Below are 24,708 nucleotides of genomic sequence, written 5' to 3' on the forward strand. Positions count from 1 at the left end.
CGCTCACGCGGTCGGCGGTTTTCGCTGCCCCCGGCGGCTCCGGAAGCCGCCCGTAACGCCGGAGCGGGGTGGCTCAGCCCCTCGCCCCGGCGGGCGCCGCCGTACGCGGGGCCGTGCGCATCGCGGCGTTCAGGCCGAGCAGTTCGCGGTAGGCGTGGGAGCAGAAGGCGCATTCGGCGAGATGGCGCCCGAGCGCCCGGCCGCGCACCCCGCCGCGGCGCACCGAGGCGCCGATCTGGCCGCTGTAGTGCCGGCACCGGTCGTCGCGCGCCGACTCCAGATGGGCCCGCAGATACGACTCCCGCAGCCCCTCCCGGGCCCGGAAGGCCAGCGAGGTCACGCCGCTGGGGGAGATGCCCAGGACCATGGCCACCCGGTGCGGGGACTCCTCCTCGACGAGGGTCAGCCACAGCACGGTCTGCCAGCGCTCGGGGAGCCCCCGGAAGCTGCGGATGAGCAGCCGGCGGTCCTCCCGGGCCACCAGGTGCTGCTGGGGGTCGGCCGTGGACGGGTGCTGCCGCCAGGACTCGAAGTCGGCGGTGAGCAGCACCCGGCGCTCCCCGGCGCTCCACTCCATCGCCGTATGCCGCACCACGGTGAGCAGATACGGCCGCCAGGGGCCCCGCGGACCGCCCCCGGCGCGCACGGCCTGGAAGGTGCGGAAGAACGCCTCGGAGGCCAGGTCCTCGGCGTCATGGGGGTCACGGCAGCAGGTCAGGGCGTAGCGAAGGGTCGCCGGGTGGTGGCGGCGGTAGAGCAGGTCGGCCGCGGCCGGACTGCTGCTGCCCGACCGGTAGCCCTCCACCAGCTGCCGGGTGAGTTCCTGGTCCGCGGGGGGACGGACCGGTCGGTCGGTATGTCCCGGTCCCGGGAACCCCTCGGTGTCCGGATGTTCCGCTCCCGGGGGGTCGGCGGCCGCGTCGTCGTCAGCGGCCTGGTGTAAGTGCCCGGTCACAGCGCGGCGCGCGCCGGCCTTCCGGCCGACGCGCGCCTGGTGAGTGTGTTCCATCAGCCGCACTGCTTGCCGCTGTTGATGCAGTCCACCGCCTCGTTCATCAGGTCCTCCGACATCACGTTGATGAAGTCGTCGTGGTCCGTGATGGGCTTGTGCAACTGCTCGGGGAAGCCGTCCACGGCGAACGGGGTGTTGGCCGGCACGTCGTAGGTGATGGTGTTCACCAGCTGGGGGATGGCCTTGAAGCCGTTGGGGCAGGAGCCGTCCTCGTTGGCGAAGGCCACGTGGTCACGGTGGTTGGCGCTGTCGATGTTCTGGCCGTCCCAGCAGCTCTGGAAGTCGAAGGTCCGGGTGACCGAGCTGCCCTCGGGGCAGAGCGGGTACTTGTCGGTCAGCTGACGGTCCTCGAAGCCGGTGCAGCTCCAGGAGGCGTTGGCGTTCTTGTCGCCGTTGGTGAACGCCTTGGCGTCACCGGTGATGATGCGCAGGAACTTCGGCATCGCCGTGACCTTGCTCTGCGGGTTGCCCTTGAACTCGATCTTGGAGCTCTTGGGGGTCAGGATCGTGCCGACGTTGCCCTCCTGGCCGCCGCCGAGCTGGTTGGCGTCCGCCTCGTCCTTGCCGTCCTGGGCGCGGACGACCGGCCAGTAGTAGGTCGACTTGTCGTCCTTGTTCGCGCAGGAGGTGCCGCCCTGCTCGAAGGTCTGGTTGTTGGCGAAGGCGTCGTTCTTGTCGCTGCCGACGTAGTCGTGCATGTGGTGGGCGCCGTTGCCGACACCGGGCGCGACGATGACGTTGTCACTGTTGCGGAGCTGGGGGTCGCCGACGCCGCACTCCGAGGAGAAGGTGCCGGTGGAGCCGTTCCCCTGGGCCTCCGGCGGCTGCTGGACGTTCGGCTGCACCTTGGTGATGTCGACGAAGTCGTCCTGCGACGGGCCGTTGCCCGCCTGGCCGCCGGCGTTGCCGGGCACCTCGTTGGCGCCCTCGCCGCCCTGCTGGCCACCTTGCTGGTCGCCGCCCTGCTGCTGACCGCCTTGCTGGTCGCCGCCCTGCTGGCCACCCTGCTGGTCGCCGCCTTGCTGCTGACCGCCCTGCTGCTGACCGCCTTGCTGCTGACCGTTCTGGCCCTGGCCGCCCTGGGCGGCGACCTCCTGCCACTTGCAGTTGGCCATGCCCTGGAGCTGGGAGTTGTCGCCGCCCATGGCCGAGCCGATGTTGTTCAGCGTCTGGGAGCGGTCGTCGTTGAGCTTGGAGAGCACGGCGTCGTTCGAACCCTGCCGGTTCATCTGCTGGTACGCCTTGGCCACCTGGTTGTCCAGCTCGGCCAGGTTCTTGTCGACCTCGGGCCTGGCCTTCGACGGCACGTCACTCAGCTGCTGCCCCACATCGGGGCACTGGATCGTCCCCGCCTTCGCGGCCACGGTGTTGTTCTGGCCGGAGCCGCTCTTGTCGCCGTGGGCGGACGCGTTGGCGGCGATGATCGCGGCCCCGCCGCCGCCGAGCGCCAGCGCGGCGACGATGGCGACGGTCTTGTTCGTGAACCGCCCGCGTTTGTGGGTCTGTTGCCTCATAAGATCACTTCACTTAGTCGTTAGAGGGCGTCGAAGTCGACAAGCCCGGTGTCCTCGAGGACCGTGATGTGGTCGAGAACGATGGCATTGGCCCTGGTGGCCAGAGATCTGACCATGGAGTTGCGGCTCTCGGCTCGCACCTGCGCCACAAGGTTGAACACCTTGCCGTGAGCGGCGCGCAACCGGTTTGCGAACACCCGCTCGAACTCGGCGCTGCTTCCGGCGTTGGTCATCTCGTTCAGCCAGCCCTGCTGCTGCGCGTTGGGCTGGCTGGGCAGCTGGATGCCGAGAGCCCGGCCGACCTCCTCGGAACGGCGGTCGAGTTCGGTGTGTCCCTCGATGAGATGCTCACCGGCGGTCTTCACGGCGTCCCGACCGCCACGCTCCTGGGCGAGGCGCCCGGCGGGAAGCTCCCACGTTCCGGCGAGCCTGACTTTGCGGACAAAGTCCCGGTCAGTGGCCGTGAGCGGCCCGTACTGGGTGCTGACCGTCCCACCGCCGTCGTCCGAGACACCATTGCGCGGCTGGGCCACGCTGCTCTCACCGAACAACGACACCGGAATGAGGATCGCCGCCAGTGTGACGGCGAGCGCCCCAATGATGAGCCCGGTGCCGATGGTGCGGCTGGAGGCGATGGATCTGGTGAGGTTTGCTGATGGCACAGCGCCCTCCTTGGTTCGGAGTGACACCGGACGCTAGTACCTCGTGTGGCTCGGTCGTGGAGACCTCATCACTAGTGAATAAAGCCGGGACAGAGATCATTACCTGCTGGTACCCTGCGCGGCCGCCCTCCGGAGGGCGCTCACGAAGATTTTTTCCCGCCTCGTTGAGCAACTCGCCGGGCCCGTACGTACGGCAGGGAGAACCCGGTGCACGGCCGCGCCCGAGCGGTCCGGCCGCACACCGTCCCGACGACCCGGAGGCGCCCCGCCGTGGATGCGACAGCACGGAAGACCACGCCCACCAGGCCCCGTCATCTGCTCAGAGCCGAGGCCGGATGCGGCGACTGCCGGTACTGCCCCAGTTTGCCGTCGAGGACTCGCGCATCGGGGTGGTTCAGCTCCTGGAGAATCTCCAGGGCCCGCCGCCAGTCGGCGAGGGCGGTGGCCACATCGCCCTGGGCCAACCGGGTGTCCCCCCGGTGGTGCAGGGTGTCGGCCTCCAGGTACCGGTCGCTGATCTCGCGGTAGATGGCGAGTGCCCGGCCGTAGGAGGTGAGGGCGTGGCCATACCGTCCGAGGTGGTGGTACACGTACCCCAGGCTGTCCAGCGCGGCGGCCTCGCCGGACGCGTCGCCGATCCGCCGGTGCAGTTCGACGGCCTCCCGGCAGCGGGCCAGGGCGTGTTCGTACTCACCGAGCAGGATGTGGGTCCAGCCGATCTCGTTGAGCACGCTGGCCTGTCCGCTGATGTGGTCCAGGGCGACATAGTGGCCGAGCGCGGGCCGGTAGTGGTCCAGCGCCTCCTGGGAGCGGCCCTGGCAGTTGGCCAGGAAGGCCAGGGCGCGCAGGGTGCGGGCCTGCCCGCCCCGCTCGCCGAGCTCCGTGAACAGCTCCCGCGCCCGCTCCAGATGGCCGTACGCCTCCTCGTACCGGCCCAGTCGCCCCTCGGCGAAGCCCAGGGTGCGGTGGCTGTGGGCCTGGCCGAGCCGGTCGGACAGGGCCCGGGCCGCCCCCAGCGCGGTGCGCTGGATGGCGGTCTGCTCCTGCCAGTGGCCGAGCCGGTCCAGGAAGAGCTCCAGCGTCACGGCCAACTGCCAGGCGTGGGTGGGGAAGCCGTGGTCGCGTGCGTGCTCGACGACCGACAGCAGTACGCGGCGCTCGGCCGAGAGCCATGCCTCGGCGCGGTCCTGGTCGCCCAGGTGCTCGGGCGCCGCGTCGGGCCGGGCCGGGGACACGGGCAGCGGTTCGGTCCGGTGCGGGGCGAGCCGTGTGGCGGCGGTGCGCGCGGTGTGCAGATAGTGGTCGAACATCCGGTGCCGGGCGTCCCGGCGGATCTCCTCCGCCTCATGGTCCTGGACCAGCTCCATGGCGTACGCCCGCAGCAGATCGTGGAAGGTGTAGCGGCCCGGGGCCGGCTCCACCAGCAGATGGGCCCGGGTGAGCGCGGCCAGCAGGGCCCGGGTGACCCGGAGCGGCAGCCCGGCCAGGCTCGCGGCCGCCGCGGTGGAGACCTCGGGCCCCGGATGCAGGGCGAGCAGCCGGAACAGCCGGGCGGCCTCCGGCTCCAGCGCCCGGTAGGACCAGGAGAAGACGCACCGCGCGTCGGTGCTCGGATCGGCGCCCGCGAACGCGTCGAGGTTGCCCTGGCTCTCGCGTAACTCCGCGGCGACAGAAGAAAGGGGAAAGGAGGGACGGGTCGCGGCGCGGGCGGCCACCACCGCCAGCGCGAGCGGCAGCCGCCCGCACAGCCGGATGATGGTCGCCACCGCCTGCGGCTCCGCGGCGACCCGGTCCGTGCCCAGCCGCCGCACCAGCGCCTCATGGGACTCGGCCGGGGACAGCGGCCCCAGAGTAAGAGGACGGGCCCCCTCGCCCGCTATCAGACCGTGCAGCTGATTGCGGCTGGTGACGATGGTCAGACAGCCGGGGGCGCCGGGCAGCAGCGGCCGCACGTGCTGGGAGTCCACCACATTGTCCAGCAGGACCAGCATCCGCCGCCCCGCCAGCAGACTGCGGTACAGCGCGGTCTTGGCGTCCAGGCCGGTGGGCACCCGGCTCGGCGGGATCCCCAGCGCGTGGAGGAATCCGCGCAGCGCCTCGTTCGGCGACATCATCGAACCGGTCGGATCGAAGCCGCGCAGATTGGCGTAGAGCTGTCCGTCCGGGAAGCGATGGGCGATCCGGTGCGCCCAGTGCACGGCCAGCGCGGTCTTGCCGACCCCGGCCATCCCGTCGATCGCGCTGATCACCAGCGGGGCCGGTGCGGCGGTCCTGGCACCCTCGGGCAGCAGGGCGTGGATACCGGCGAGTTCGCTGTGGCGTCCGCTGAACGCGGGCAGATCGGGCGGGAGTTGAGCCGGGCGGACCGCCGGGGTGGGCGGCGTCGCCGGAGGAGTGGGCTGAACCGGTTCGGCGGGGGCCGGGGTGGATCGGGGCACCACCTCGCGGTGGGCGGCGCGTAACTCGGGGCCGGGTGCCACGCCGAGCTCGTCCGCCAGCCGGTTCCGCGCGGCGGAGAAGACCTCCAGCGCCTCGGCCCGCCGTCCGGTGGTGGCGAGCACCCGGATCAGCTGGGCCTGGAGGGTCTCGTCCAGCGCGTGGTGGGCGGCGAACTGCTGGAGCACGGTGGGCAGCTGCTCCGGGACCTCGGAGGCCAGCGCCGTGGTGGCGGCCTCCTTGGCGATGGCCAGAAGTTCACGGTCGACACCGGAGAAGACGGGATGGGCCTGGATGTCGGAGGGGACTCCGGTGGCGGTCGGGCCCTGCCACAGGGCGAGCGCCTGGGCGAAGAGCTCGGCCGCCCGCTCCGGCTCCCCTTCGGCGGCGGTGCGCCGGGCCGATTCGCTCAGGCGCCGGAAGCGCAGCAGGTCCAGCGTGTCCGCGTCGGCGTTCAGCCGGTAGCCGCCGGAGCTGCGCACCAGCCGGCTGCCCTCCGCCCGCGCCGCCAGGCCCGGTTCCAGCAGCCGGCGCACCGAGCCCACATGGCGGTGCACCACATTCACCGCGGTGCTCGGCGGATCCTGTGCCCACAGGACGTCGACGATCTCGCTGAGCGCCACCGGCTGCCCCGCACGCACCAGCAACAGCGCGAGCAGCGCTCGCTGTTTGGGCGGGCCCAGCTCCAGTTCGGCGCCCTCGCGCCACGCCCTGACCGGGCCTAACACCGTAAATCGCACAACTGGGGATCTTAGTCGAGCCCGTTTCGGGCACCGTGCTCTTCCGGCCGTGGTGTGACGTCAGACTTTCGTCACTCAATCGGCGTCCTCCTTCTTTACGCTCCCGCCATCGACACATTCGCCTCGGGGGGAACGAGACGATGGACATCAACGCGGCGGCCGTCATGACCGACGCCGACACTTTCTTATCGACGCTGTACCGGCGCCACGGCTCGGCGCTGCTCCGGCTGGCGGCCCGATTACTGGGCGGGGACTGGCACCGGGCCCAGGACATCGTGCAGGAGGTGGCGATCCGGGCCTGGCAGCGACCGATGGACGTCGGCCCCATGGACGCCACCGCCCGCCACCGGCTGTTCACGGTGGTCGGCGAGCTGGTCGGCGATCTGGTCCCCGACGCCCACCACGACCAGGTGGGGCCACGGATGGAGCCGGCCGGCGAGGCGGACATGGCGCTGCTGGCCGCGCCGGACGCGGTCGACCAGACGCTCACCGCCCGGGTGGTGTGGGACGCCCTGGCGGACCTGGCGCCCCCGCAGCGGGAGGTGCTGCTGCAGCTGCACTATCTGGACCGCAGCGTGAGCCAGGCGGCGCGGGCGCTCGGGGTGCCCCCCGGAACCGTCAAGTCGCGGACGTACTACGCGACCCGGGCGCTGCGGACGGCCCTGCGAGCGCGGGGGATCACCGACTGCTGACCGCTTCCGGCCACCCACCGACTGTTTTCTGATCGAATGATCGCTACTATGGCGGTGTTTCGATACGGAGACGAAAGCCGATCGCGTCGGAGGTGGGGAACATGCGGGAGCCGGCGCAGAAGCGGCAGGCACGGATAGCGGCCCTCGTGGAGGCCCGGGGCAGCGCCCGGATCACCGATCTCGCGGATGAGCTGGGGGTGTCCGTCGTCACCGTACGGCGGGACGTGGAGGAGCTGGCCCAGCGCGGGGAGCTGCGCCGCGGCCACGGGGTGGCGCGCTCGCTGCGGCCGATGGCTGAGGAGTCCACCGCCACCGGGGACACCATCGGCATGGTGGTCCCGGAGCGCAACACCTACCTCACCGAGGTCGTCCAGGCCGCGCGCGAGGCCGCCGAGAAGGCCGGGCTGCGGCTCGCGCTGCACATCGCCGCGGACGAGCGCGGGACCGAGCGCGCGGTCCGCCAGGCGCTGGACGCGGGCGCGCGGGGGCTGCTGCTCGCCCCGCGCTGGCGCACCGAGGCGGAGGCGCGGGCGGACCAGGCCTGGCTCGCCGCCCTGGAAGTCCCGGTGGTGCTGGTGGAGCGCCGGCCGCACCGGGGCGGCGCCATCTACGGGCTGGACTGTGTGCGCTCCGACCATGCCTACGGGGTGCATCTGGCGCTGGAGCACCTGATCTCGCTGGGGCACCGGCGGATCGTGCTGGCGGCGCGCGACGACAGCCCCACCGCGCGGGTGATCCGGTCGGAGTTCGCCGCGCAGACCGCCGCCCGCGGCATCGGCGAGGGCTGCCCGGTGATGCTCAGCTCGCGCACCGCGGGGCCCGACCCCCGTCCGCGCGACGAGCGGGAGGCCGACCTGGCCGCGGCGGTGCGCCGCGCCGGGGCCACCGCCGCCCTGATCCACGGCGACATGGACGCGCTGGTGCTGGTCCAGCGGCTGCGCGAGGCGGGCATCGAGGTGCCGCGGGACTGCTCGGTGGTGGCCTACAACGATGTGGTCGCCGACATGGGGCAGATCGCGTTGACGGCCGTGGCCCCGCCCAAGGGAGCGGTCGGGCAGGCGGCGCTCGAGCTGCTGACCCGTCAGCTGGAGCGGACCCGGGCCGGGCGGTGGGCCGGCGCCGCCCGCCATCTGGAGCTGCTGCCGGACCTGGTGGTCCGGGATTCCACCGCTCCGCTCCGGTGAGCGTTTGACCGCTTTAGTTTCTACTGTTCGATGTATTGACGGAAATTCAGTCAAGCGCTCAGGATTCCCTCTGACTCCACCGTTGAATCAGGGGAGGGTCCATGCCTGGTCATAGAAGCCCAGGACGCCCGATGCCCGGATACCGGGCTACAGCCGGCACCACCGCACTGCTCACGCTGCTCGTCCTCGTCCTGGCGGGCTGCTCCACAAGCCGCGGATCCGACACCGTCGGTGACGGCCCCGTGCGCCTCACCTTCTGGTCGGCGCTGCGCGGCAGTCAGGAGGTCGTCGACGAGTTCAACCGCACCCACACCGACATCAAGGTGGACTTCCAGCAGGTCCCCTCCGGCGAACAGGGCGGCTGGGCCAAGCTCAGCAACGCCGCCCGCGCGGGCAACGCCCCCGATGTCGCCACCATCGAATACCCCCAGCTGCCCAGCTTCACCATCGACGGCGTACCCCGGGACATCACCAAGCTGCTGCCCGACCAGGTGCGCCGCAAGATCCTGCCGCAGGCGCTGGACCTCACCACCTTCGACGGGCGCACCTACGCCGTACCGGTGGACATCGAGCCGATGGTCTTCCTGTACCGCAAGGACATCTTCACCAAGAACCACATCCCGGTCCCCAAGACCTGGGCGGAGTTCGAGAGTTCGGCCCGCGAGCTCAAGAAGGCCCAGCCCCGCTCCCGGATCGCCAGCCTCTTCACCACCGGCGGCACCCTCTACATGGCCGGGTACGCCTGGCAGGCCGGGGCCCAGTGGTACCGGACCTCCAACGACACCTGGCGCATCTCCATGGACGACGCCCCCACCCGCAAGGTCGCCGGCTACTGGCAGCGGCTGAAGGACGACGACCTGGTGCGCGTCGAACCCGGCTCCAGCCAGCAGTGGCGGGCCCATCTGCGCAGCGGTGAGACGGCCGGTTATCTGGCGGGCGCCTGGGCAGCGGGCTCCATGATGGCGTCCACCCCCGATGGCAAGGGCAAATGGGCCATCGCGCCGATGCCGCAGTGGGACCCGGCGAAGCCCAAGGTGAGCACGCAGGGCGGCTCGACCTTCATGGTCACCAAGGACAGCCGGCACCCCAAGGAAGCCATGGAGTTCATCTCCTGGATGGTGACCAGCCCCGACGCCCTGCGCGCCAAGCTCGCCAGCGGTGTCAGCAGCGCCTTCCCGTCCGTGCCCGGCCTGGTCCCGGTCGCCCGCAAGGAGATGGACACCAGCTACTACTCCGGACAGGACATCTTCGGCCTCTTCCACCAACAGGCCGAGATGATCACCTCCACCTGGAAGTGGGGGCCGCGGATGGTCTCGACCACCACCTCCGGCGACGACGGGCTCGCCCGGGCCGGAGCCGGCAGCGGCACCGTCCTGGAGGCCCTGCGGGAAGCCCAGAGCAGAACCATGCCCGACCTGAAGAGCCTCGGCCTGTCGGTCACCACCGACTGAGCCCGCCCCGCCACCTCACACCGCACCCTCAAAAGCCGCACTCACCACGCCTGAGCCGAGGTACCCCGTGAGCACAGTCACGTCCTCAAGAGCGACGGCGCCGCCATCGGCGGCCGCCGCCGACCCACCCCGCAGAACCGGACGGCGCCAGCAGCGGATCGCCGCCACCGTCCTGCTGACCCCCTTCACGGCACTGCTCATCGCCGTGTTCCTCGTCCCCGTCGGCTACGCCATCTACCTCAGCCTCTTCGGCGAGGACCACAGCGGGCTCGGCTTCGGCGGCGGGGAGACCGTCTTCACCGGACTGCGCAGCTATCTCGCGGTGCTGCAGGACCCCAGCTTCCTCTCCGGGTTCGGCACCATAGCGCTCTACTGCGTGATCTTCGTTCCCACCGTGGTCGTCAGCGCCCTCGCGCTCGCCCTGCTGCTCGACTCGGGGCTGATCCGGCTGCGGCGGACCTCGCAGATGCTGCTCTACCTGCCGCACGCCGTCCCCGGCATCATCGCGGCCGTCATCTGGCTGTACCTCTACACCCCGGGGCTCAGCCCGGTCATCAAGCTCTTCGCGCAGGCCGACATCACCATCGACTTCCTCGGCCTGCACACCGTGCTCCCGTCGATCGTCAACATCGCCCTGTGGAGCGGCCTCGGCTACAACATGATCATCTTCTATGCCGCGCTCCAGGCGCTGCCGCGCGAGGTGATCGAGGCGGCGACCATCGACGGCGCCGGCGGCATCCGCACCGCACTCCAGGTCAAGGTGCCCATCATCCGGGGCTCCGTGGTGATGGTGTGCATGTTCTCCCTGATCGGCGCGCTCCAGCTGTTCACCGAGCCCATGCTGATGAACCAGGCCACCCCGATGGTCAACTCCCGCTTCACCATCAACATGTACATCTACGACGCGGCCTTCCGCCGCAACAACTACGGACTCGCCTCCGCGGCCTCCGTCATCCTCCTGATCGTCACCTGCGTCCTGTCGTACGCCGTGACGCGCTGGTCGGGCCGCCGGGAACGGAGAGCGTGATGACCACGACCACACCCACCACCCCCGTGAGCCCCACCCGGGGACCGTCCAGGCCGCTCGGCAAGCCCTTCGGCGGCTCCAAGCTGACCAGCCGCGGCATCGCCAACGCCGTGGTCCTGATCGCCGCCCTCTACACCATGCTGCCCGCGCTGTGGCTGGTGCTGGCGTCCACCAAGAACGCCAACGCCCTCTTCGGCAGCGACATCCTCTCCCTCGGCGACTTCTCCTTCGCGAGCAACCTCTCCGACCTGTTCTCCATGGACGGCGGGCTCTACGGCGAGTGGTACGTCAACAGCCTGCTGTACGCGGTCGTCGGCGCCCTGGTCGGCTCGCTCATCAGCGTCGCCGCGGGCTACGCCTTCGACAAGTACGAGTTCCGGCACAAGGAGAAGTTCTTCGGGCTCGTCCTCACCGGCGTCATGGTGCCGCCGACCGTGCTGGCCCTTCCGCTCTACCTGGTGGCCTCCGAGGTCGGGATGGTCAACACCTTCTGGGCGGTCTTCATCCCGGTGCTCTTCAACCCCTTCGGCGTCTACCTCGCCCGCCTGCTCAGCAGCGGCTATGTGCCCAACGAGGTGCTGGAGGCGTCCCGGGTCGACGGCGCGGGAGAGCTCCAGACCTATGTGCGGGTCAGCCTGCGGATGCTCGGACCCGGGTTCGTGACCGTCTTCCTCTTTCAGCTCACGGCCATCTGGAACAACTTCTTCCTTCCGATGGTGATGCTGTCCGACCAGCACCTGTATCCGCTCAGCCTCGGCCTCTACACCTGGAACAGCGCCGCCACCGTCTCGCCCGAGTACTACCCCCTCGTGGTCATCGGCTCACTGCTCGCCGTCGTGCCGCTGATCGTGGCGTTCGTCCTGTTGCAGCGCTACTGGAAGTCCGGACTGACCGCAGGGAGCGTCAAGTGACCGCAACCCACCTCTCCGCCCGCCGCCGCCCCCGTGCCGCCCTGGCCATGGCCGAGCGGTCCGCCCGGCAGGTGCTCGGCCCCGTGAGCCTGGACCGGCTCACCGACCTCCTCGACCTCGACCCCGGCCTCGTCCTCGACGACTTCACCACCCCGGCCGCCCGCCGCGCCCTCGCCGACACCGAACTCCTGGTCACCGGCTGGGGCTGCCCGCCCCTGGACCGCCGCACGCTCGACGCGGCGCCCCGGCTGCGCGCCGTGGTGCACACCGCGGGCACCGTGCGCCACCACATCACCGACGCCTGCTGGGAGCGCGGCATCGTGGTCTCCTCGGCGGCCGCGGCCAACGCGCTGCCCGTCGCCGAGTACACCGTCGCCATGATCCTGCTGTCCAACAAGCGCGTCCTGGACATCGCCCGGGACTACCGCGCCGAGCGGCGCACGATCGACTGGAACGAGCGCTATCCGGACGCGGGCAACTACCGCCGGACGGTGGGCATCCTCAGCGCCTCCGCCATCGGCCGCCGGGTGATCGAGCTGCTGCGCCCGTACGACCTCGACCTCCTGCTGTACGACCCGTACGTCACCGCTCAGGAGGCGAAGGAGCTCGGGGCGCGCCAGGTGCCGCTGCGGGAACTCTTCGCCGGCAGCGATGTCATCAGCGTCCACACCCCGCTGCTGCCCGCCACCGAGGGCCTGGTCAGCCGGGAGCTGCTGGCCGCCATGCCGGACGGCGCCACGCTCATCAACACCGCGCGCGGGGCGGTGGTGGACCAGGAGGCGCTGACCGAGGAGGTGGTGGCCGGGCGGATCCGCGCCGTCCTCGACGTCACCGTGCCCGAGCTGCTGCCCGCCGACTCCCCGCTGTACGACTGCGACAACGCGCTCATCACCCCGCACATCGCCGGATCCAAGAGCGGGGAGCTGCGCCGCCTGGCCGATCTCGCCATCGGCGAGATCGAGCACTACGTCACCGGCCGCCCCTTCGCCCACCCCGTACGACCGGAGATCCTCGACCGCTCGGCGTAAGAGCCCTCTCACGTCCCGCGCCCCCAGGAGGCCCACCCCACCATGCCCGAGCTCCCCTTCCTCCTCCCCGCCGACGACCGCACCCTCAGCCCCCACACCGGCTACACCCGCGCCCACTGGGAGGCCGCCGCGGACGGCATGCTGCACGCCGCCCTCCGCTACGCCACCCCCGGCCAGGCCCTGATCGACCTGCCCGGCCCGCCGTCCCAGTCCGGGGTGCGCTCCGACGGGCTCGAAGGGTTCGCCCGCACCTTCCTCCTCGCCGCCTTCCGCGCCGCCGGGGCCTCGGGCAAGGACCAGCACGGCTTCCTGGAGCGCTATACCGCCGGGATCGCCCGCGGCACCCTCACCCCCGGGCGCGGGGACGCCGAGTCCTGGCCGGTGATCGGCCATCACGGGGCCCAGGGCCAGCCCATGGTGGAGTCCGCGTCCGTGGCCCTGGGCCTGAGGCTCACCGCGCCGTGGACCTGGGAGGCCCTGCCGTCCGACGCCCAGGACCGCACCGAGGAGTGGCTGCGCGGGGCGCTGCGCCACCAGCCCTCCCCCAACAACTGGTACCTCTTCCCCCTCACCGTCGCCGGTTTCCTCCAGTCCGTCGGGCGTGGCGACGCCGAGACGGCCCGTGCCATCGAGCGGGGGCTCGGCCTGCTGGAGGGCTGGTACCAGGGCCAGGGCTGGTACTCCGACGGCGACGGGCGGTCGTTCGACCACTACAACGGCTGGGCGCTGCACATGTACCCGCTGCTCCACGCCCATCTCGCCGCCGACGGGGAGCTCCTGGACCGGCTCGGCCCCCGGCTGCACACCTTCCTCGAGGGCTTCTCGCTGCTCTTCGACGCCGACGGCGCCCCCATCCACCACGGCCGCTCCCTCACCTACCGCTTCGCCGCCGGCGCCTCGGTGGCCCTCGGCGCCCTCACCGGTCACACCCCCCTCGCCCCCGGCGCCACCCGCCGCGTCCTCAGCGGAGCGCTGCGCCACTTCCTGGACCGCGGGGCGCTGACCGAGGACGGGGTGCTGAGCCTGGGCTGGTACGGGCCGCACGCCGCGACGCTCCAGCGCTACTCCGGGCCCGGCTCGCCGTACTGGGCCTCCAAGGGGTTCCTCGCCCTGCTGCTCCCGCCCGACCACCCGGTGTGGACCGCGACCGAGGAGGCCGCGCCCGCCGAGGGTCCTGACCGGGCGCTGGCACTGCCCGCCGCCGGGTTCCTCGTCCAGACCACGGGCCGGGACGGGCTGGTGCGGCTGCACAACCACGGCAGCTACAAGCTCCGCCCCTGGGAGGCCGAGCACGCGCCCGCCGACCCGCTCTACGCCCGGCTCGCCTACTCCACCCGCACCGGCCCCACCAGTGCGGACAACACCCCCGACAACCACATCGCCCTGGAAGAGCGCGGCGTGCGCACCGCACGGCTGCGCATCCACCCGCTGGCCGCGGGCCCCGACTGGCTCGCCTCCTCCCACACCCCCGCCTTCCCCGACGGCGGCCCCAAGGTGCCCTCGATCCGCATCGACAGCCTGACCCTCGCCCGCGGCCGCCTCGAAGTGCGCGTCCACCGCACCGTGGGCGTCCCCGCCGGGACCCGCGTCCACCACAGCGGCTGGGCCGTCGCCCTGCCCCCGGGCACCCCCGCGGAGACCGAGGAGGGCGCCGAGATACGGCTGGACGGGGGAGAGGTGACCGGCCAGCTCCTCGGACTGCACGGCTGGGAGACCGCCACCGCGGTCCGGGCGCCGCAGGGCACCGCGTACGGGCCGTGGGCCCTGGTGCCCGAACTCACCGGCACCGTCGGCGAGGACCCCTCCGGCACCCTCTTCGTCGCGCTGGCCTCGCTCACCGGGGAGCGCGACCCGGCCCCGCTCGCCGACCTCGCCACCGCCGAGGTGAACGGGCTCGCGGTCACCGTGCGGCCGGCGGACGGCGGAGCCTTCGTGGTGGACTTCGGCGCGGGGGACGCGCCCACCGTCACGGAGGTGGGGGAGTGACGCGGCTCGGCATCTGCTCGGTGACCCTGCGCCGGCTCGATCCGGACCGGGTGATCGCCGCCGTGGCCGGGGCGGGCCTGGAGTGCGTCGAATGGGGCGGCGACGTCCATGTGCCGCCCGGCGACGAGGACACCGCCCGGCGGGTCCGCGACGCCACCGTGGACGCCGGGCTCGCCGTCGCCTCGTACGGCTCCTACTACCGCGCCGGGCGCAGCGACCCCGAGGAGTTCGACGGGGTGCTCCGCTCCGCCGTGGCGCTCGGCGCCCCGCGCATCCGGATCTGGGCGGGCGCCACGGGCACGGAGGAGACCCCGCCGGAGGGGCGCCGCGCGGTGGTCGAGGACACCCGGCGCGCGGCCGCGCTCGCGGCGGACGCGGGGGTGGAACTCGCCTATGAGTTCCACCGCAACACCCTGACCGACGGCGCGGACCACACCCTCCGGCTGCTGGAGGAGGTGGACCGTGCCGATGTCGCCACCTACTGGCAGCCGCCCGTCGACATGCCCGACGCCGAGGCGCTGAAGGGGCTGGACGCGCTGGGGGACCGGATCGCCGCGGTGCACGCCTTCTCCTGGTGGCCCGGGACCACCCGGCTGCCGCTGACCGCCCGCGCCCCGCTGTGGCGCAGCGCCTTCGAGCGGCTGCTCACGCACCGCGCCGCGGTGTCCGCCGACGGCCCGCCGCTGGATGTCCTGCTGGAGTTCGTGCCGGACGACGACGAGCGGCTGCTGCCTCGGGAGGCGGCCACGCTGAGGGCGCTCGCCGACGTATAGGCACAGGGGCGCCCGCCGGGGCCCCGCCGCCTGCGACGCGCTGTCCCCTCCCCGCCCCCCCAAAACCGGAGCTCCGCCCCGGCCCCCGACCCGAGGCTCTGTCCCAGACCTCGGGTGCTCCGCCCGGGGGGTTCCGCCCGAGACCCCGGCCCGGGGGCTCGCGCCCAGGCTCCGGCCCGGGGCCCGCCCCAGGCGCCGGGGGCGCTTCGCCCCAGCCCCGGGGGGCTGCCCCAGGCTCCGGCTTGGGGGCGCGCCCCAGATGCCGGGGCTCCGCCCCAGACTCCGGGGGGGGGCTCCGCCCGGGACCCCGACCCGAGGCTCTGTCCCAGACCTCGGGGGCTCCGCCTCAGGCTCCGCCTTGGGGGCGCGCCCCAGATGCCGGGGCTCCGCTCAAGACCGCGGGGGGCTCCGCCCCGGACCCCAGCCCGGGGGTCCGCCTCAGACCCAGGGGCTCCGCCTCAGGCCCCGGGGGCTCTGCCCCGGGGCCTGCCCCAGACGCCGGGGGGTTCCGCCCGAGACCCCGGCCCGGGGGCTCGCGCCCAGGCTCCGGCCCGGGGCCCGCCCCAGGCGCCGGGGGTCCGCCTCAGACCTCGGGGCTCTGCCCCGGACCCCGGCCCGGGGCTCCGCCCCTTCCCGTGGCGTCGACATGCGGCTCCGCCGCGTGGTGGGGGTCCGCCCAGGCATCGGGGTCCAGGGGCGGAGCCCCTGGTAACGGGAAGGGGCGGGGAGGGGGAAGCATCGCTATGCGGCTCTACCGGTGCCGATCGAATGGGCAGGTGATCACTGGNGGCTCCGCCTCAGGCTCCGCCTTGGGGGCGCGCCCCAGATGCCGGGGCTCCGCTCAAGACCGCGGGGGGCTCCGCCCCGGACCCCAGCCCGGGGGTCCGCCTCAGACCCAGGGGCTCCGCCTCAGGCCCCGGGGGCTCTGCCCCGGGGCCTGCCCCAGACGCCGGGGGGTTCCGCCCGAGACCCCGGCCCGGGGGCTCGCGCCCAGGCTCCGGCCCGGGGCCCGCCCCAGGCGCCGGGGGTCCGCCTCAGACCTCGGGGCTCTGCCCCGGACCCCGGCCCGGGGCTCCGCCCCTTCCCGTGGCGTCGACATGCGGCTCCGCCGCGTGGTGGGGGTCCGCCCAGGCATCGGGGTCCAGGGGCGGAGCCCCTGGTAACGGGAAGGGGCGGGGAGGGGGAAGCATCGCTATGCGGCTCTACCGGTGCCGATCGAATGGGCAGGTGATCACTGGGGGGCGCGGGAGGCGCCCCCGTAGGAGGTGCCCTCCTCGATGGTGCCGCCGAACTTCTCCCGGAACTCCTCCATGTTCTTCCGGGGCGAGGACGACAGCACCCACCGGTTGCCGACCAGATAGACCCCGCCGTACATCTGCGCGGTCTCCAGCCAGTCGCTCTGGTTCTTGGCGGTGACGAAGTCGAGGAAGAGGAACTTGCCCTTGGAGTTCTTGCAGACGGCCTGCCGGTAGTCGTCCACCTTGGTGGTGAACTCGGGCTTGCAACCGGCCGCCGAGGCGAGCTGTTCCACCCGCGCGGCCTTGGGCGTGGGAGTGGCGCTCGCGCTCGGCCGGGCGGCGTTTCGTCCGGTCTCCGCCTTGGCGTCCGCCTTACCGTCCCCGCCGCCGCATCCGGCGATGGCGAGCAGCGCGCCCACGGCCGCCGCGACCGCCACCGCGCGCGGGCCGTGGCGGCGCGGGGCGCGGTCGGCGGTCCGGACCGGGTGCGGAGCGTCGGCGTCGGCGGCGTCGGCGGCGGCGTCGTACATGAAAGGCCCTCTCGCATCGTCGGATCCGGGGTGCGGCTGCGTCCCTCGCGCCTACGGGTACGGATGGACGGCGCCCAGCGTTCACCGTCCTCGTGCGCCCCGTAGCCGTTCCGCACCCGTTCCGCGCCGGGCCGACGCGCGCACGGGGATGCCCGGACCCTTGACAGCCAGGTCGGATGCTGGATTACTGGACCGCGCCCGAACGGTAACCGAATGTTCGGTCGGCATCCGGAGGTGGTGGACGGCCCATGGGGGAATCGCTGAGCGCGGCTCCGCTCGACGACGCCGAGCGGATGAGCCCCGAGGAGCTGAGGGCGCTTCAACTCACCCGGCTGCGCGCCACCTTGCGCCATGCGTACGACCACGTCGAGCTGTACCGCAAGAAGTTCCGCGAGGCCGGGGTCGGCCCCGAGGACTGCCGCACCCTGGAGGACCTGGCCCGGTTCCCCTTCACCACCAAGGCCGATCTGCGCGACAGCTACCCCTTCGGGATGTTCGCCGTCGAGCAGAGCGAAGTGCGGCGGCTCCACGCCTCCAGCGGCACCACCGGCCGCCCCACCCTCGTCGGCTACACCGAGCACGACCTGTCGGTCTGGGCGGAGGTGATCGCCCGTTCGATCCGCGCGGCCGGCGGCCGCCCCGGCCACAAGGTGCACATCTCCTACGGCTACGGCCTGTTCACCGGCGGCCTCGGCGCCCACTACGGCGCCGAGCGGCTCGGCTGCACCGTCATCCCCGCCTCCGGGGGGATGACCGCCCGGCAGGTACGGCTCATCCAGGACCTCAGGCCCGAGATCATCATGATCACGCCCTCCTATCTGCTGACGCTCCTGGACGAGTTCGAGCGGCAGGGCGTCGATCCCCGCTCCACCTCCCTCCAGGTCGGCATCTTCGGCGCCGAGCCCTGGACGGAGGAGATGCGCCGCGAGATAGAGGAGCGCATGGACATCCACGCGGTGGACATCTACGGGCTCTCGGAGGTGGTAGGCCCGGGGGTGGCCCAGGAGTGCGTGGAGACCAAGGACGGGCTGCACGTCTGGGAGGACCACTTCTACCCCGAGATCGTGGACCCGCTCACCGATGAGGTGCTGCCCGGGGGCGAGGAGGGGGAGCTGACCTTCACCACCCTCACCAAGGAGGCGCTTCCCGTCATCCGCTACCGCACCCGCGATCTCACCCGGCTGCTGCCCGGCACCGCCCGCCCCGCCTTCCGGCGCATCCAGAAGATCACCGGCCGCTGCGACGACATGCTCATCGTGCGCGGGGTCAATGTCTTCCCCAGCCAGATCGAGGAGATCGTGCTGCGGGTCCCGTCGGTGGCCCCGCACTTCCAGCTCGAGCTGACCCGGCGCGGCCGGATGGACCATATGGCGGTGCGGATCGAGGCGCGCCCCGGGGTCGGCCCCGAGCGGCGCGCGGACGCCGCCACGGCGATCGCGCGGGGAGTCAAGGACGGGGTGGGGCTCACCGTCGAGGTGGAGGTCGTGGACCCGGAGACGCTGGAGCGCTCCGTGGGCAAGATCCGCCGGGTCAAGGACCTGCGGAGGGAGGGCTGAGCGACACAGGGCTGGCTGACGACACAGGGCTGGCTGACGACACAGGGCTGGCCGAGCGGACACGGGCCTGAATGGATACAGGGCTGAGTGGATACGGGGGTGAGCGGACACAGGACTGAGTCGCCCCGGGCGCCGTCCCCGCACAGGACGGACCCGGGGCGGATGGGCTCGGCGGGCCGGCCCGGGCCCGAGGGCTACTCGGCGTACCGGCCCGAGGGCCGCTCAGCGTGCCAGCCCGAGGGCGGCGACCTCGTGGTGGAGCTCGTGGTGGAGGGGCAGCCGCGCCCCGCAGACGGTCGCCTGGGCCTGCGCCGCGACCCGGCGCCGGTCGTCGACGTCCCGCATCGGCCGCAGCGGCTGGTGCACCTTCACCCGCACCGTGAGCCCGTCGGCGCGGATCACCCGGCGCAGCGAGTGGCCGAAGTCGTCCTCGCCGACGAAGGCGGCCACCGTGGTCGGGGCGCCGTGCTGGACATAGTCCAGGGTCACCGGGCGCACCGGCGCGCCCGCGTCCAGCGCGGCCTGGAAGGTGGCCCGGCGGAAGCTGCCGCCGGTCCCGGCGCACCAGGTGATGCCCTGCGGGAAGGCCATCACCGACTGGCCGTCGCGCAGCCGGGCCGCCATCTCCGCTACGGTCGCGGGGAGTTCGCGCAGCGAGTCGCGGTCGATGTACAGCGTCCCCGCGCGGGTGACCATCGGGCCGATCAGCGGCCAGCCCGCGATCTCCCGCTTGGCCAGCATGACCACGGGCTCCATCGACAGCAGCGCGATGATGTCCAGCCAGGAGATGTGGTTCGCCACGATCAGCGTGCCGGTGGTCCCCGGGGCGCTGAGCGTGCTGTCGCCCGTCACCTCCAGCCGGATGCCCAGGGAGTCCAGCAGCGTCGCCGCCCGCGCCCGCAGCGTCTCGGGCTCGGCGATCCGCCGGCCGGACACCAGCGCGCCCAGCACCGCCCGGCCGAAGACCGCGGCCCGCCGGGCGACCCGGGTGGCCGGGACGCGGTCGGCGGCGTGGGCGACACAGCCGGTGGTGCACGGCGACCAGGCCGCCCAGGCGTGTGCGGGCAGACTCATCGCGGGCGGGACGGTCACTGGGATTCACCCAGGAAGTAGCGGCGGTAGCGGTCGTTCATCCGCTCGGTGTCCAGCAGCACGAAGAAGTCGGCGTCGTTGAAGGCCCGGTCGTGCTGCGGGGATCCGCACATCCAGGCGCCGACCCGCAGATATCCGCGCAGCAGCGGCGGCAGATCGGCGTAGCTGGGCTCGCCGTCCAGCGGCCGCGAGGGTATCCAGGGGTCGAGCGGGTGGACCCGCAGCTCCGGCGGGGCGGCGTGCTTGGAGGTGCCGAGCAGCCAGGCGTTGGCGGCGGCCTGCTCGCCCTCGGCCAGCGGCACCGAGGCGCAGCCCGCGAGATAGCGGTGGCCGGACAGCAGCACATAGCGGGCCAGACCGGCCCACATCAGGTTGATGACGGCGCCCGAGCGGTGGTCGGCGTGCACACAGGCGCGGCCGGCCTCGACCATGGACGAGCGGACCTCGGCCGGAAGCCCGTGCAGATTGAACTCGGTGTCCGAGTAGAGCCGCTCACTGCGCCCGGGGGGAAGCAGCCGGTAGGTGCCGACCACGGTGTCCGTCGCCGTGTCCGTGACGATCAGGTGGTCCATGACCTCGTCGAACTCGTCCACGTCGCGGCCGTCGACCGCCGCGTCCAGCCGGCCGCCCCTCTCCTCGCCGAACACCTGGTAACGCAGCCGCTGCGCGGCGTGGATCTGCTCCTGGGTATGGGCGATCGAGGTGACGTACGAGCTGGTGGGCGCCGTCGTGGACGTCGTGAGCACGGGCATTCCTGTTCTCCGTTCGAGGGAAGTCAGGAGCGGTGGGGACTGGGGAAGAGCGGAAGAAACGCCTCACTCGCCGTGCGGTACGCGGAGGCGGCGCGTACCGGGGCGTCCACCAGTCTTGCCGTGGCGACGTACGTCACAGTGTCCGTGCGGTGATTCGGCGACTGCCAGTCGATGACGAGAACATGCCGCCGGTCGGCCCCTGGTTACGGAGCGGTAGCGCCGGTGCCGCCGCTGTCATCGGTGGCGCCGGTGGCGCCGGTGGCGCTCGGGAGCGGGAAGCCCAGTGCCTGGGCCGCGGTGGCGGGGGTGGGCTGGGACCAGTAGTCACTTACCGCCTCGGCCGAGGACAGGGAGCGGGTTTCGGCCAGATCCAGATAGAGGACGCCGTCGAGGTGGTCGGTCTCGTGCTGGACGATCCGCGCGGGCCAGCCGGAGAACTCCTCGTCCAGCTCCCGCCCCGTCTCGTCCTGTCCGCGCAGCCGGATCCGGTCCGGGCGGCCGACCACGGCCTGCCAGCCGGGGATGCTCAGACACCCCTCGAAGAACGCCGCCCGGCCGTCGCCGAGCGGTTCGTAGCGGGGGTTGACCAGTACCCGGTACGGCTGCGGCACCCGGCCGCGCGCCTCGCGCACCTCGGCCGTCACCTCCGCCGGGTCCTCGATCACCGCGATCCGCAGCGGCACACCGATCTGCGGGGCCGCGAGCCCCACCCCGGGCGCGGAGTGCATGGCCTCCCGCATCGCCGTCAGCAGCCGGGCCAGCTGGTCCGCGGCCAGCTGGCCCTCGTACGGCAGGGCCGGTCGCCGGAGCACGGGGACGCCCGCGGAGAGGATCGGCAGCGGGCGGGTCCCGGAGAGCAGTTCGTCGACGAGCTCGGACAGGGTGGTGGTCGGCATGGGGGACAGCCTGGCAAGACGATCACGCCACGGCAATTCGGGGGCGGGGGCGGGGTTCGGCGGGCGCCCTCGGGTAGGGGTGCTCACCATCGGACAAAAGGTGAACGGGGCACCGATGGGGTCCGTAGACGCCGATGAGCCGCCGGGGAACATTCCCACGCCCCCGCGGCTCGGCCGAGTCTCCCGGCTCGGCCGCTGCCGCTCCGCGGTGCTCTCCCCGTTGTGCACGCGGGGCGGCAGCCCTCCCGGCCACAGGCTCGGCGCCTGCGGCGGGCTGCTCCCCTCCCCGCCCCAGCCCCCGTCCGGGGCTCCGCCCCAGGCCCCGGGTCGGGGCTCTGTCTCAGACCTAGGGTCGGGGTTCTGCTCCAGCCTCTGTCCGGGGCTCCCCCTCCAGGCCCCTGTCCGGGGCTCCGCTCCAGACCTCGGGCCGGGGCCCCGCCCCAGCCCCCGGCCGGGGCGGGGCCCCTTCCCGTGGCGTCGGTATGGGGCTCCGCCCCGGATTTCGGGGTCCAGGGGCGGAGCCCCTGGTAGTGGGAAGGGGCGGGGAGGGGAGCAGCCGCCGTAGGCGTCAAGACCCGCCGGACTCCCCCTGGCCCCGCTCGGTCCGCGCGTTCTGCTCGGCCCGTGACTCCGGCAGCAGCTCCCGGATGTCGTTCGGCAGCACGCCGTACAGCTTCTCCATCAGCTCCGGGTCCACGGCCGAGTCCAGCACCTCGAAGAAGGCGGCCGCCTCGCGCAGTGCCTCCTCCTCGGTGTGCTCGGTGCGCCAGGCGATCCGGCCCGCGAAACCGGTGAGGTCGAACCGCTCGCCGTGGTCCCGCCGGTACGCCCGCTCCTCGGGCGAGCCCTCATGGGAGGCGGCGACGCGCCGCAGCGGCTCCGCCGCCTCCTGCGGCAGCTGGGCCGCCATATGGTCCGCCAGTCCGTCCGGGATGCGCTCGGCGAGCGTTTCGAGCGTCGCCCGTACCGCCCGCTCGGCGGCCTGCCGGTCGGGGAGCTGGGCCCGGGCCTGGACCAGGCCCGTCATTTCTTCGTAGCGCATGGTCGGCGCTCCTCGTGGTCGGGTGCCCGGCTGCTGTGCCGAGTGCCCCGTGCCGTTCGCTCAAACCCGTTCGCTCAAACCGCCGCCGGGCGCCCGGCCTCCGGGGTGTCCTCCCGCGTGCCCTCCCGCGTGTCTTCCCGCCTGTCCTCCCGCGCGGCGAGCAGCGGGCCCAGCACCCGGGTGCCAGGGCCGGTGTGCCCGCCGGGGCCCGGGAGCTGGGTGGTGTTGCCGACCGTCAGGGGCTCCCCGCAGTGGGCGCACGCGGACACCGGCGTGGTGTCCCGGCCGCAGCCGAGATGGCGGATCCGGGCCGGGGGCCCGGCGGGGCCCGCGTACCAGCGGTCGCCCCACTCCATCAGCGCCAGCAGCACCGGATAGAGCTCCTCGCCCTTGGGAGTGGCGCGATAGTGCTCACGCGGCGGCCGCTCCTGGTAGCGCTCCCGGATCAGTACCCCCTCCTCGACCAGCCGGGACAGCCGGGCGGCCAGGACCTTACGCGATATGCCCAGGTCATGGGCGAGATCGTCGAAGCGGGTGACTCCGGTGAGCACATCCCGCATGATCAGCGCCGTCCAGGCGTCGCCGAACAGATCGGTGGCGCGGGCGATCGAACAGGCCACATCGGCGAGCGGAGTGCGGGTCATGACACGACCCTATCCGAGTTCCCCGAGGGAACTTGAGGATGTTAGGTTTCCTCAGGGAACCCGGCGAGTCCGCCCGGGCTGCCCGGGCCGCCCAGGCTCCGGTGAATCCGCGCACCCGTGAGGGAGAAGACGATGGCCGCCGCCCCGCACATCGAACTGGACTCACGGTCGCCCGAGGCCGTCGACGGCCGTCAGATCAGGGCCGTCACCTTCCAGGACAGCCGTCTGGAGTACGTCCGCACCACGCTCAAGAGCGTGGACCTCTCCGCGTCCGGAAGCCGCGCCGTGGTCGTGGGCAGCGGCCGCGGGCTGCTGGCCCGCGGGCTGGCCGGTCTCGGCTTCGACGTCGTCGCCGTCGACCCCTCCGCCACCGCGACCGCGATGGCGCGCGAGGCGGGCGCCCGCGAGCACCCCGGGATCGACTACCGCACTGCGCCCGCCGAGCGACTCGACCTGGCCGACGGCGCGTTCGACCTCGCCTACTACGCGGACACCTTCGAGATCACCCCGGATCTCGACCGGGTGCTGGCGGAGGCCGCCCGGGTGCTGCGCCCCGGCGGGGTGCTGATCTACGACACCGTCAACCGCACCCTGCTCTCCCGGCTGATCTACCTCGGCGCCTTCCAGCGCGTCCCGATGACCCGGATCATGCCGGCCGGCCGCTATACGGCGGCCCGGCTGCGCACCCCCGCCGAGCTGACCGCCGCCCTGGAGCGGCAGGGGCTGCGCAACGAGGACATCTGCGACTTCAAGCCCAAGGATCCGCGCAGCCTGGTCAAGGCCACCATGGCGCGCCGCCGGGGGCGGATCACCGATGAGCAGATCCCGCCGATCGTCGACTTCGTCCTCGCCCCGGACGCCCGCCCGCTGGTCACCTACCTCGGTTACGCCCGTAAGGGCTGATGACTCGGCCACGCCCGTAAGAGCTGAAACCTCAACCACGCCCGTAAGGGCTGAGCGGCGAGCCCGGCGCCCCGCCCCGGCCGCGTGGGCGCACACTGGGCACCGTGACGCGTAAGCGCAGCGCCGGACTCCTGCTGTACCGGGGCGCGGGCCCGGCCGTCGAGGTTCTGCTCGCCCATATGGGCGGCCCGTTCTGGGCCGCCAAGGACGCGGGCGCCTGGACGGTGCCCAAGGGAGAGTACGACGAGGACGAGACCCCGGAGGCCGCCGCGCGCCGGGAGTTCCAGGAGGAGCTCGGCGTGCCCCCGCCCGGCGGCGAGCCGGTTCCGCTCGGCTCCGTGACCCAGACCGGGGGCAAGCTGGTCGTCGTCTGGGCGCTGGAGGGCGACCTGGACCCGGCGGGGATCACCCCCGGCACCTTCGCCATGGAGTGGCCGAAGGGCTCCGGCCGGATGCGGGAGTTCCCCGAGATCGACCGGGTCGCCTGGTTCGGCCTGGACGAGGGCCGCCGGAAGATGGTGGCGAAGCAGCGGGTCTTCCTGGACCGGCTGGAGGAACTGTTCGAGGGCGGGAAGGGCAGGGAGGGCAGGGAGGGCGGGAAGGGCGCGGGCACCGGCGGCGCATGACCGGGGCTCGCGC

Annotated in this window: 21 protein-coding genes; 11 read left to right on the forward strand and 10 right to left on the reverse strand. The window is 72.7% G+C overall.

Features of this window, described 5'->3' with window-relative positions:
* Window positions 1-73: 73 nt before the first annotated feature.
* The 4 genes from IEJ02_RS25910 to IEJ02_RS25925 form a co-directional block, all read right to left on the reverse strand.
* Window positions 74-1,009 (reverse strand): RNA polymerase sigma factor, encoded by a 936-nt coding sequence (locus IEJ02_RS25910; protein ID WP_191067066.1) that lies wholly within the window; start codon window positions 1,007-1,009, stop codon window positions 74-76.
* The gene (locus tag IEJ02_RS25915) at window positions 1,009-2,526 is read right to left on the reverse strand and encodes a DUF1996 domain-containing protein (protein WP_191067067.1); all 1,518 of its coding nucleotides are present in this window, start codon (window positions 2,524-2,526) and stop codon (window positions 1,009-1,011) included. The genes IEJ02_RS25910 and IEJ02_RS25915 overlap by 1 nt, the downstream gene beginning before the upstream one ends.
* Window positions 2,527-2,546: 20 nt before the next feature.
* On the reverse strand, window positions 2,547-3,188 hold the full coding sequence (locus IEJ02_RS25920) for a DUF4142 domain-containing protein (RefSeq protein WP_137981283.1): 642 nt from the start codon (window positions 3,186-3,188) through the stop codon (window positions 2,547-2,549).
* Between the two features lie 311 nt (window positions 3,189-3,499).
* Complete coding sequence (locus IEJ02_RS25925; protein WP_317985925.1) at window positions 3,500-6,364, reverse strand: AfsR/SARP family transcriptional regulator; 2,865 nt, start codon at window positions 6,362-6,364, stop codon at window positions 3,500-3,502.
* Between the two features lie 140 nt (window positions 6,365-6,504).
* Between IEJ02_RS25925 and IEJ02_RS25930 the strand changes: the two genes are divergently transcribed.
* From IEJ02_RS25930 to IEJ02_RS25965, 8 genes are all read left to right on the forward strand, one after another.
* On the forward strand, window positions 6,505-7,056 hold the full coding sequence (locus IEJ02_RS25930) for a sigma-70 family RNA polymerase sigma factor (protein ID WP_191067068.1): 552 nt from the start codon (window positions 6,505-6,507) through the stop codon (window positions 7,054-7,056).
* Between the two features lie 101 nt (window positions 7,057-7,157).
* Complete coding sequence (locus IEJ02_RS25935; protein ID WP_191067069.1) at window positions 7,158-8,240, forward strand: LacI family DNA-binding transcriptional regulator; 1,083 nt, start codon at window positions 7,158-7,160, stop codon at window positions 8,238-8,240.
* Window positions 8,241-8,371: 131 nt separating this feature from the next.
* Window positions 8,372-9,691, forward strand: a complete 1,320-nt coding sequence (locus IEJ02_RS25940) for an ABC transporter substrate-binding protein (RefSeq protein ID WP_223864414.1) — start codon at window positions 8,372-8,374, stop codon at window positions 9,689-9,691.
* Between the two features lie 67 nt (window positions 9,692-9,758).
* Window positions 9,759-10,718: a carbohydrate ABC transporter permease gene (locus IEJ02_RS25945; protein ID WP_191067071.1), complete on the forward strand. Its 960-nt coding sequence runs from the start codon at window positions 9,759-9,761 to the stop codon at window positions 10,716-10,718.
* Window positions 10,718-11,629 carry a carbohydrate ABC transporter permease gene (locus IEJ02_RS25950; protein ID WP_162002019.1) on the forward strand — a complete coding sequence of 304 codons (912 nt, stop codon included), beginning with the start codon at window positions 10,718-10,720 and terminating at the stop codon, window positions 11,627-11,629. The genes IEJ02_RS25945 and IEJ02_RS25950 overlap by 1 nt, the downstream gene beginning before the upstream one ends.
* Before the next feature lie 47 nt (window positions 11,630-11,676).
* On the forward strand, window positions 11,677-12,657 hold the full coding sequence (locus tag IEJ02_RS25955; protein ID WP_191067095.1) for a hydroxyacid dehydrogenase: 981 nt from the start codon (window positions 11,677-11,679) through the stop codon (window positions 12,655-12,657).
* 42 nt (window positions 12,658-12,699) lie between these two features.
* The gene (locus IEJ02_RS25960; protein ID WP_191067072.1) at window positions 12,700-14,643 is read left to right on the forward strand and encodes a DUF2264 domain-containing protein; all 1,944 of its coding nucleotides are present in this window, start codon (window positions 12,700-12,702) and stop codon (window positions 14,641-14,643) included.
* On the forward strand, window positions 14,640-15,416 hold the full coding sequence (locus IEJ02_RS25965) for a sugar phosphate isomerase/epimerase family protein (RefSeq protein WP_191067073.1): 777 nt from the start codon (window positions 14,640-14,642) through the stop codon (window positions 15,414-15,416). The genes IEJ02_RS25960 and IEJ02_RS25965 overlap by 4 nt, the downstream gene beginning before the upstream one ends.
* 1,231 nt (window positions 15,417-16,647) lie before the next feature.
* Here the strand turns inward: IEJ02_RS25965 and IEJ02_RS25970 are convergent.
* Window positions 16,648-17,184 carry a hypothetical protein gene (locus tag IEJ02_RS25970; RefSeq protein ID WP_191067074.1) on the reverse strand — a complete coding sequence of 179 codons (537 nt, stop codon included), beginning with the start codon at window positions 17,182-17,184 and terminating at the stop codon, window positions 16,648-16,650.
* Window positions 17,185-17,432: 248 nt separating this feature from the next.
* Here IEJ02_RS25970 and paaK point away from each other — a divergent pair, with 248 nt between their 5' ends.
* Window positions 17,433-18,740, forward strand: coding sequence for a phenylacetate--CoA ligase PaaK (gene paaK, locus IEJ02_RS25975; protein WP_191067075.1), 1,308 nt, complete (start codon window positions 17,433-17,435; stop codon window positions 18,738-18,740).
* Between the two features lie 222 nt (window positions 18,741-18,962).
* Here paaK and IEJ02_RS25980 read toward each other — a convergent pair whose 3' ends face one another.
* From IEJ02_RS25980 to IEJ02_RS26000, 5 genes are all read right to left on the reverse strand, one after another.
* Window positions 18,963-19,814, reverse strand: coding sequence for a lysophospholipid acyltransferase family protein (locus IEJ02_RS25980; RefSeq protein ID WP_191067076.1), 852 nt, complete (start codon window positions 19,812-19,814; stop codon window positions 18,963-18,965).
* 14 nt (window positions 19,815-19,828) lie between these two features.
* The gene (locus IEJ02_RS25985; protein ID WP_191067077.1) at window positions 19,829-20,584 is read right to left on the reverse strand and encodes a GNAT family N-acetyltransferase; all 756 of its coding nucleotides are present in this window, start codon (window positions 20,582-20,584) and stop codon (window positions 19,829-19,831) included.
* 203 nt (window positions 20,585-20,787) lie between these two features.
* A complete protein-coding gene (locus tag IEJ02_RS25990) occupies window positions 20,788-21,480 on the reverse strand; it encodes a peptide deformylase (RefSeq protein WP_191067078.1) in 693 nt (230 codons plus the stop codon).
* A gap of 568 nt (window positions 21,481-22,048) precedes the next feature.
* Complete coding sequence (locus tag IEJ02_RS25995; protein ID WP_191067079.1) at window positions 22,049-22,522, reverse strand: DUF2267 domain-containing protein; 474 nt, start codon at window positions 22,520-22,522, stop codon at window positions 22,049-22,051.
* Between the two features lie 74 nt (window positions 22,523-22,596).
* Window positions 22,597-23,166 (reverse strand): winged helix-turn-helix transcriptional regulator, encoded by a 570-nt coding sequence (locus IEJ02_RS26000; RefSeq protein WP_223864415.1) that lies wholly within the window; start codon window positions 23,164-23,166, stop codon window positions 22,597-22,599.
* A gap of 132 nt (window positions 23,167-23,298) precedes the next feature.
* On the opposite strand from IEJ02_RS26000, the gene IEJ02_RS26005 reads away from it, so the two are divergent.
* The gene (locus tag IEJ02_RS26005; protein ID WP_191067080.1) at window positions 23,299-24,069 is read left to right on the forward strand and encodes a class I SAM-dependent methyltransferase; all 771 of its coding nucleotides are present in this window, start codon (window positions 23,299-23,301) and stop codon (window positions 24,067-24,069) included.
* A 104-nt stretch (window positions 24,070-24,173) separates the two neighbouring features.
* A complete protein-coding gene (locus IEJ02_RS26010; RefSeq protein WP_191067081.1) occupies window positions 24,174-24,695 on the forward strand; it encodes an NUDIX hydrolase in 522 nt (173 codons plus the stop codon).
* The last annotated feature ends 13 nt before the right edge of the window (window positions 24,696-24,708 follow it).

The organism is Streptomyces sp. 5-10 (genome assembly GCF_014712245.1).
GTDB lineage: Bacteria > Actinomycetota > Actinomycetes > Streptomycetales > Streptomycetaceae > Streptomyces > Streptomyces violaceusniger.